Annotated in this window: 3 protein-coding genes and 1 tRNA gene; 1 reads left to right on the top strand and 3 read right to left on the bottom strand. The window is 70.6% G+C overall.

The features are described from left to right. Positions 1-48 precede the first annotated feature (48 nt). From AOK18_RS23130 to AOK18_RS23115, 3 genes are all read right to left on the bottom strand, one after another. Positions 49-981 (bottom strand): DUF1963 domain-containing protein, encoded by a 933-nt coding sequence (locus AOK18_RS23130; protein WP_055695587.1) that lies wholly within the window; start codon positions 979-981, stop codon positions 49-51. Positions 982-1,413: 432 nt separating this feature from the next. After that, positions 1,414-1,923 carry a DUF4231 domain-containing protein gene (locus AOK18_RS23120; protein ID WP_055573934.1) on the bottom strand — a complete coding sequence of 170 codons (510 nt, stop codon included), beginning with the start codon at positions 1,921-1,923 and terminating at the stop codon, positions 1,414-1,416. 685 nt (positions 1,924-2,608) lie between these two features. Next, positions 2,609-2,684, bottom strand: a tRNA-Arg gene (locus AOK18_RS23115). Between the two features lie 321 nt (positions 2,685-3,005). Between AOK18_RS23115 and AOK18_RS23110 the strand changes: the two genes are divergently transcribed. Further along, positions 3,006-4,610 (top strand): dynamin family protein, encoded by a 1,605-nt coding sequence (locus AOK18_RS23110; protein WP_055695585.1) that lies wholly within the window; start codon positions 3,006-3,008, stop codon positions 4,608-4,610. The last annotated feature ends 152 nt before the right edge of the window (positions 4,611-4,762 follow it).

The raw sequence follows: 4,762 nt of genomic DNA, 5'->3' as shown, positions 1-4,762 counted from the left end.
CCGGGGGAGAGACTTCCGGAAGGAGAGGGCGGCCCGCCGGGGCGGGGATCAGCAGTGGTACGACTGCACGACGTCGTCGAAGCGTCCCGCCAGCAGGTCGTCGCGGTTGACGAGCCAGCCCACCTCGCCGTCCCCGGTGTGGAAGATCGCGTCCTCGCCGAACTCCAGGAGGTTCAGCCACGGTCCGCCGTCCTGCTCGGAAGCGTCCCGCAGGGCCTCGGCGTACAGCTCGTCGAACCGCTCCGGCTCGTTCCGGCAGACGACCACGGCCTCCTCCCCCTTCTTCAGGAAGTCCGTTCCGTAGTCGGCCCGGTAGTACGGGGGATTCAGTTCCACGCCGCGCAGTCCGCAGGTCCGGTGCACGAACGGAACGGTCCCGACCCGCTCGGCGTACTCCACGACCGCGGCCAGCAGCGGACGGACCTCGTCCTCCACGTCCGGGTCGTCGGGGTCCGGCATGCGGGCCTCCGTCTCGTCGGAGTCGGAGTCGGGGTCCCACAGCCAGTCGAGGACGTCCCACGACGTGCCGGTGGTGCGGCACACCAGCACCCGCCGCTCGAGGACGTCCGTCGTCCACGTGTCGGAGGGGTCCCCGGAACAGGTGCCCGAGGGCGCGGGGCGCACGGCCGTCGCCGTCCCCGCCGGCACGTGGATCACCGGGGCGGGGTCACCGTCCTCGTAGCCGCTGCTCGTGAAGAACAGCAGGTGCCCTTCGCGGGGGAGTCCGAGGTCCAGGGGCTGCTCCGGTATCGCGGCCAGGTCGAGACCGGCCACGTACACGTCCCCGTCCCACGGAACGCCGTCGGGCAGCTCCGGCAGACCGCCGGTGTGACCCACCACGAGATCGTCGGGGCCGACCTCGGACGGATCGAGGATGGCCAGGTGGACGGACGGCTGCACCATCCACATGATGCGCGTGACGGAATCGTCGGAGACGCCGTGCCGGCGGGCGAAGGCACGGAACTCATCGGTGTATGACATGCAGTCATCATGTATGACAGCAATGACAGTTCTTTCAACGGTGCTTCGCCGCCGTGGCCGACACATCCGCCGTCGCCGCCGACGCGACCGCTTTCGGCACAGCGGCCGCCGCGGCCGGGGAGACGCCCCGGCCGTCCCGGCTCCCCGGGGTGGCGCCAGCCGTCCCCGCGTCCTCCTCGGCCAGCCCGGGACGGTGCGTGCGACCGGCACCGCCGGCCGTGACCGCCTCACCGTCTTTCGGGGAGGCCGTGAACCGAGTGCGGCGGCGCACACCGCGGATCTCCCGGGACGGGCCGGGCCCGGGCCCGCAGGAATTCGGGTGAACGGATCCGCCGGGTGAGGAGTGCGAGGCTCCGCAGCCTGATTCGGCCGACAAGGGGAAGGCCGCGTCGCTGCCGCAAGCCTTCGCGCTCCGGCACGCCGGGCCTGCTCCTACTGGGCGTTCGGGCTTCTCGTCTCGTGGTTGCTCCTGAACGCGACAGGAGCGCGCATTCTGCTGGCCAGCATCTCCTGACTGGTGTCGAGCGCTTGTGTCGCGGCAGCTATGGATTCCTGGGTCTGCTGCAGGGCCTTGCTTCTGGCGTTGTTCGAACCGCTGCCTGAAATCTTCATCATCTCGATCTCCCAGTCGGCCAGAATGCCCGACAGGATGTTCTCCTGCGCGCGATGCGCCTGCCAGTTCTCCTGCCATCCGAAGAACGAACGAAGCGCGGCCAGCAGTGCCACCGAGACGCTGATGACGGTGAGGATGATCTGTGTGTCGGGTTCCTGGGGGTTCAGCACGATGAGGAAGATCGGAAGAGTGACACTGAGGATGATCTCCAGGCCGCCGATGAGGCGGAACCAGAAAATATACATATTGGCGAGGCGCCGATACCGCTGCTGCGGGCGCAGTATGGTCTTTTCGACCAAGGTGCAGCAGTCGTGAAAGTTTTCCCGCACTCCTTCGCTCCATATCGGAGCCGATTCACGCCTGACTCGTCCGAATATCATAATTCCTCCCCCGAGGAGCTTGAGTCATGGCTCTGCTTCGAGTGACGCTCGCTCCCCGCGGGGCGATCGCCTCGTTGTGCCAATCGAACGCTTGCGCCTGACCGTCACCCTGTGGAAGTGGGGGGTCTCGGTCACTGACTCATTTCCTCCGGGTGTGGATTGCTAAACTGAAATCATTACGAATGTCGGTTTGTCGACTGCTCGTGAAAATGCTTCCGCTTCCGTCCTCTACGCGTAGGTCGACCGGCCCCGTCCGGCCCGGTCTTTCGCCTCTTCACGGGCGCGGGCGGATGGCGGCGCCACGGTCTCGGTGACGTGTGCGCGGAGGCCGCGGTTCAGGGGGCCGGTGGCGCGGACGTTCGATGCGTGGGGAGCCGCCTGCCGCCCCGCCCCGTCGCGGTCACCGTCCGTCGTGCCGCCGAAACCCGCCGCGACCGGCCCGGACGGCGGGCCCGGTGTCTCCCGCCCCGGCGCCTACGGCCGAGCCGGTGCCGCGGAACGCTCTGCGGCACGCCGTTCGCGAGGGACTGGCGCGGTACGGCGTCGCGGGGCCGTTGCCGTCGCGGTCTTGCCGGTGGAGGCGCGAAACGCCCTGGAGGGGAGATCCCTCCGGGGCGTTCTGGCTGACGGCGGGTGGCGCCCCCGGCAGGACTCGAACCTGCGGCCAAGCGCTTAGAAGGCGCCTGCTCTATCCACTGAGCTACGGGGGCCGGGTGTGGTGGCCTCGGTCGTGGTGTCCGGGTTGCCCCGGTCCCTGACGTCGCCGGGGACAAGGATAGGGCTCCCGCGTCCTTGCCCCTGTCGCCTCGCCTCCGTGGCTCGATGTGGAGGTCCGGTGAAGCGGTCCCGATAATCGCAGGCGGGTACGAATCGTGCACCGATTTCGGCCCCTCGCGCACCGGGTGTTGTGCACTCGTTATGCCCGAGTCGTACATGCGCCCCAGTCGTCCCTTCCATCCGCTTGTGTTCGATCGGCGCGCAGACATGGTCATATGCTTCAGAATTCCCATGAAATTGGGCATTCTTCACATGTGGTGACCTTGGACGTACGGCCTCAGCTGCTCGACGCACTCTCCACCCTGCGGGACCGTGTCGCCGCCGCACGCTTCCCGCTGCCTGTGGCGGGGGCTTCACGCGCGCGTGCCAACCGCGACGAACTGCTCGCCCAGCTCGACGACTACCTGGTGCCCCGTCTGAGAGAGCCCGGGGCGCCGCTGCTCGCCGTCGTGGGGGGTTCCACCGGGGCCGGCAAGTCCACCCTGGTGAACTCGCTGGTGGGGCGGCGCGTCAGCGAGGCGGGCGTGCTGCGGCCGACGACCCGGACCCCGGTGCTCGTCTGCCACCCCGAGGACCACCACTGGTTCAGCGGGATGCGCGTGCTGCCCGACCTCACGCGCGTGTGGGGCCCCCGGCGGGAGGTCGACGACCTGCTGCTCCCGGGAGAGAACCCGGCGCGCGTCCTGCGCATCGAGACCGCCGACAGCGTCCCGCCCGGCCTCGCCCTGCTCGACGCCCCCGACATCGACTCCCTCGTCTCCGAAAACCGCGTCCTCGCCGCCGAACTCATCTGCGCCGCGGACATCTGGGTCATGGTCACCACCGCCGCCCGCTACGCCGACGCCGTGCCCTGGCACATGCTGCGCGCCGCCAAGGAGTACGACGTCAGTCTGGTGACCGTCCTGGACCGGGTGCCCCACCAGGTCGTGTCCGAGGTGTCCCGGCAGTACGGCGCCCTCCTCACCAAGGCCGGACTCGGCCACGTACCGCGCTTCACCGTGCCCGAACTGCCCGAGTCGGCCTGGGGCGGCGGACTCCTGCCGGCCTCCGCCGTGGCGTCGCTGCGGACCTGGCTCGTCCACCAGACGCAGGACCCCGCCGCCCGCGCGCACGTCATGGCGCGCACCGCCCACGGCATCCTCGACTCCCTCAACTCCCGCATGCCGGCACTCGCCGGTGCCGCCGCCGCGCAGCACGCCGCCGCGTTGCGGCTCACCTCCGCCGTCGAGGGGGCGTACGACAGGGAGCACGCGCGCCTGCGCGGCCGGCTGCAGGCCGGGACCGTGCTCGCCGGCGACGCGCTCAAGCGGTGGCGCGCCTTCCCGCTCGACTGCACGCCCGGCGAGCTCCTCGACACCCTCGTGGAGGGCCTGGGCGCCCTGCTGCTGTGCGCCGTGACCGCCGCCGACGAACGGGTCGACACCGCGTGGAGGCGCGAACCGGCGGCCAGGTCGGCGGAGTTCACCGACCACGACGGGGCGGCGGAGAGCGTCGAGCACCGGATCGGGCTGGCCGTACGGCGGTGGCGGCGCGAGCTGGAGGAGTACGCCGAGGAGGAGGTCCGCGAGCTCGACCGCGGCAGCGCCCCCGATCCCGAGACGGTGGCCGCCCTGGTCGCCACGGCGCTGCTGAGCGGGCGCCGGGCGCGGACCGCGGGGGAGAAGCTCGCCCAACGGATCGGCGCGCAGGGGGCGATGCGGCTGCGCGACCGGAGCGGGCGGCTGCTCCTCGACCACGTGAACCGGGTCATGCACGCCGAACGCGAACGCCGGCTCGCGCCGCTGGACGCGCTCGAGGTGCATCCGGAGCCCCAGGCCGAACTCATCGCCGCGTTGTCCGTACTGCAGAAGGAGAGGTGACCGGTGGCCGCCGTCACTGACCAGGACCAGGACCAGTACCAGGACCGGGACCGCGCCGGGCGCTCCGAGGGCCCGGAGGGATCAGGGAGAGCAGGGGGATCAGGGAGAGCAGGGGGAGCAGGGGGGCCGGAAGGTCCGGAGGCCTCCGGACC

The organism is Streptomyces prasinopilosus (genome assembly GCF_001419695.1).
GTDB lineage: Bacteria > Actinomycetota > Actinomycetes > Streptomycetales > Streptomycetaceae > Streptomyces > Streptomyces prasinopilosus.
This window is presented reverse-complemented; position numbering and strand designations above follow the sequence as displayed.